3 protein-coding genes and 2 pseudogenes are annotated in these 2510 nt (G+C 64.6%); all 5 read left to right on the top strand.

The window, feature by feature from the left end; translation table 11 throughout:
• Positions 1-184: pseudogene (locus AC1DY5_RS51130) on the top strand (translation initiation factor IF-3); the annotation flags it as partial.
• Positions 185-341: 157 nt separating this feature from the next.
• A complete protein-coding gene (rpmI, locus tag AC1DY5_RS51135) occupies positions 342-545 on the top strand; it encodes a 50S ribosomal protein L35 (protein WP_028253491.1) in 204 nt (67 codons plus the stop codon).
• Between the two features lie 24 nt (positions 546-569).
• Positions 570-929: a 50S ribosomal protein L20 gene (gene rplT / locus AC1DY5_RS51140; RefSeq protein ID WP_478121932.1), complete on the top strand. Its 360-nt coding sequence runs from the start codon at positions 570-572 to the stop codon at positions 927-929.
• Between the two features lie 131 nt (positions 930-1060).
• The gene (gene pheS, locus AC1DY5_RS51145) at positions 1061-2137 is read left to right on the top strand and encodes a phenylalanine--tRNA ligase subunit alpha (RefSeq protein WP_478121933.1); all 1077 of its coding nucleotides are present in this window, start codon (positions 1061-1063) and stop codon (positions 2135-2137) included.
• Between the two features lie 28 nt (positions 2138-2165).
• Positions 2166-2510: pseudogene (locus AC1DY5_RS51150) on the top strand (phenylalanine--tRNA ligase subunit beta); the annotation flags it as partial.

A 2510-nucleotide genomic window follows, 5' to 3' on the forward strand; every position in this document is an offset into this window, starting at 1 on the left:
ACTCGGCCTGGCGCTGTTGCAGCGCATTCGCGACGAACTCGCCGACCTGATCGTCGTCGAGCAGTTCCCCAAGCTCGAGGGCCGCCAGATGATCATGATGATCGCGCCGGGCCGCAAGAAGGCGGGTGGGGCTGCAAAGCCGGCGACCGAAGCCGCGCCGGCAACCGCTCCGGCGGCGGCCTGAGTCGTCGCCCGCCTGGGCGGGCAAGTTGATCGAAGGGATTTCGCTGCGGACTTCGCCCTCTGGTGAAGGCGGCGGCGAGATAAAGAAGTGTCTCGGGGCCAACAAGCCCGTGGAGTTTCCGCGGCGCCTCACGAGCACAAACTAAAGGAGCATTCACATGCCCAAAATGAAGACCAAGAGCAGCGCGAAAAAACGTTTCCGCGTTCGTCCCGGTGGCACCGTCAAGCGCGGTCAAGCCTTCAAGCGTCACATCCTGACCAAGAAGACCACCAAGAACAAGCGTCACCTGCGGGGTGCAACGGCAGTTCACGAGACCAACATGGTTTCGATGGCCGCCATGTTGCCCGGCAGCGGCATTTAACCCAGACGAACAAGGAGTACACACATGCCTCGCGTCAAACGTGGTGTAACGGCTCGCGCCCGCCACAAGAAGGTTCTCGCACTCGCCAAGGGTTTCCGCGGTCGCCGCGGCAATGTCTTCCGCATCGCCAAGCAGGCGGTGATGAAGGCAGGCCAATATGCCTACCGTGACCGCCGCACCAAGAAGCGCGTGTTCCGTCAACTGTGGATCGCGCGTATCAACGCCGCCTCGCGTGAACTGGGCCTGACCTACAGCCAGTTCGCCAACGGCATCCGCAAGGCCGGAATCGAGATCGACCGCAAGATGCTGGCCGATATCGCCGTGCACGACAAGGCCGCTTTTGCCGGCATCGTGGAGCAGGTCAAGACCAAGCTGGCTGCTTGATCCTGCACAGCAGGTGGCGGTCTTCGGACTGCGGCCTGCTCCCACGTCAAGGGCTGGCGCTTGAAAGGGCTCCAGCCCTTTTTTCATCCTGATGCCGGCCCGTTTTCTTTTTGATCTCGAAGAATTTCTCCATGAACGAGTTGGACTCCCTGGTCGACACCGCACGCGCCGCCTTCGCCGAAGCGAAGGCCCCGGCCGAACTCGAGAACGCGAAGGCGCAATTCCTCGGCAAGTCCGGCCGCATCACCGAACTGATGAAGGGCATGGCGGCACTCAGCGTCGACGAGAAGAAGTCGCGCGGCGCCCAGATCAACGTTGCCAAGCAGGCGATCGAGGCCGCGCTCACCGAGCGCCGCCAGCAACTGGCCGACGACGAGCTCGCGGTGCAGCTGCGGGCCGAGGCGCTCGACGTCACGCTGCCCGGCCGCCGCCGGGTGGCCGGCGGGCTGCATCCGGTGAGCCGCACCATGGAGCGCATCGAGGCGATCTTCTCGAGTATGGGATTCGATGTCGCCGACGGACCCGAGATCGAAAGCGACTGGCACAGCTTCACCTCGCTCAACAATCCGCCGAACCATCCGGCGCGCTCGATGCAGGACACCTTCTACGTCGATATCGACGGCGAGGACGGCGTGCCCTACAACCTGCGTCCGCACACCAGCCCGATGCAGGTGCGCTACGCGAACCAGCACGTCAAAAAATACACCGCGCAGTTCGAAGCCGCGGCGGCCGACACCACCGGCACCGTGAAGGCACCCGAGATCCGCGTGATCGCGCCGGGCCGGACCTACCGTGTCGATAGCGACGCCACGCACTCGCCGATGTTCCACCAGTGCGAGGGCCTGTGGCTGGGCGAGAACGTGAGCTTCAAGGACCTGAAGGTCGTTTTCACCGACTTCTGCCGCACCTTCTTCGAGACCGAGGACCTGGTGCTGCGCTTCCGGCCCAGCTTCTTCCCGTTCACCGAACCGAGCGCCGAAATCGACATCCAATTCCAGAGTGGCCCGCTGGCCGGCCGCTGGCTCGAGGTCGCGGGCTCGGGGCAGGTGCATCCGAACGTGGTGCGCAACATGGGGCTGGACCCCGAGCGCTACATCGGCTTCGCCTTCGGCATGGGCCCGGACCGGCTCACCATGCTGCGCTACGGCGTCAACGACCTGCGCCTGTTCTTCGACGGCGACCTGCGCTTCCTGAGCCAGTTCCAGTAAACACGACAACTACAACGAGATCGACGAGATGCAATTCCCCGAGTCCTGGTTGCGCGAATTCTGCGACCCGCAGCTCAGCAGCGAAGCACTGGCCGAGACGCTCACGATGGGCGGCTTCGAGGTCGAGGAGCGCCGGCCGGTGGCGCCGCCGTTCAGCAAAGTCGTGGTCGGCGAGATCAAGGAAGCCGTTCAGCACCCGAACGCCGATCGCCTGCGCGTGTGCCAGGTCGATGCCGGGCAGGGTGCCTTGCTCAACATCGTCTGCGGCGCGCCGAACGCGCGCGTCGGCATCAAGGTGCCGCTGGCGCTGGTCGGGGCCGAGCTGCCGCCGGGCGAGGACGGCAAGCCCTTCCTGATCAAGCTCGGCCAGCTG

This window comes from Variovorax sp. P4_D9 (genome assembly GCF_056401695.1).

Coding starts and splice junctions, on each gene's coding strand:
- rplT (WP_478121932.1), top strand. CDS start 570: ATGCCTCGCGTCAAACGTGGTGTAACGGCTCGCGCCCGCCACAAGAAG.
- pheS (WP_478121933.1), top strand. CDS start 1,061: ATGAACGAGTTGGACTCCCTGGTCGACACCGCACGCGCCGCCTTCGCC.
- rpmI (WP_028253491.1), top strand. CDS start 342: ATGCCCAAAATGAAGACCAAGAGCAGCGCGAAAAAACGTTTCCGCGTT.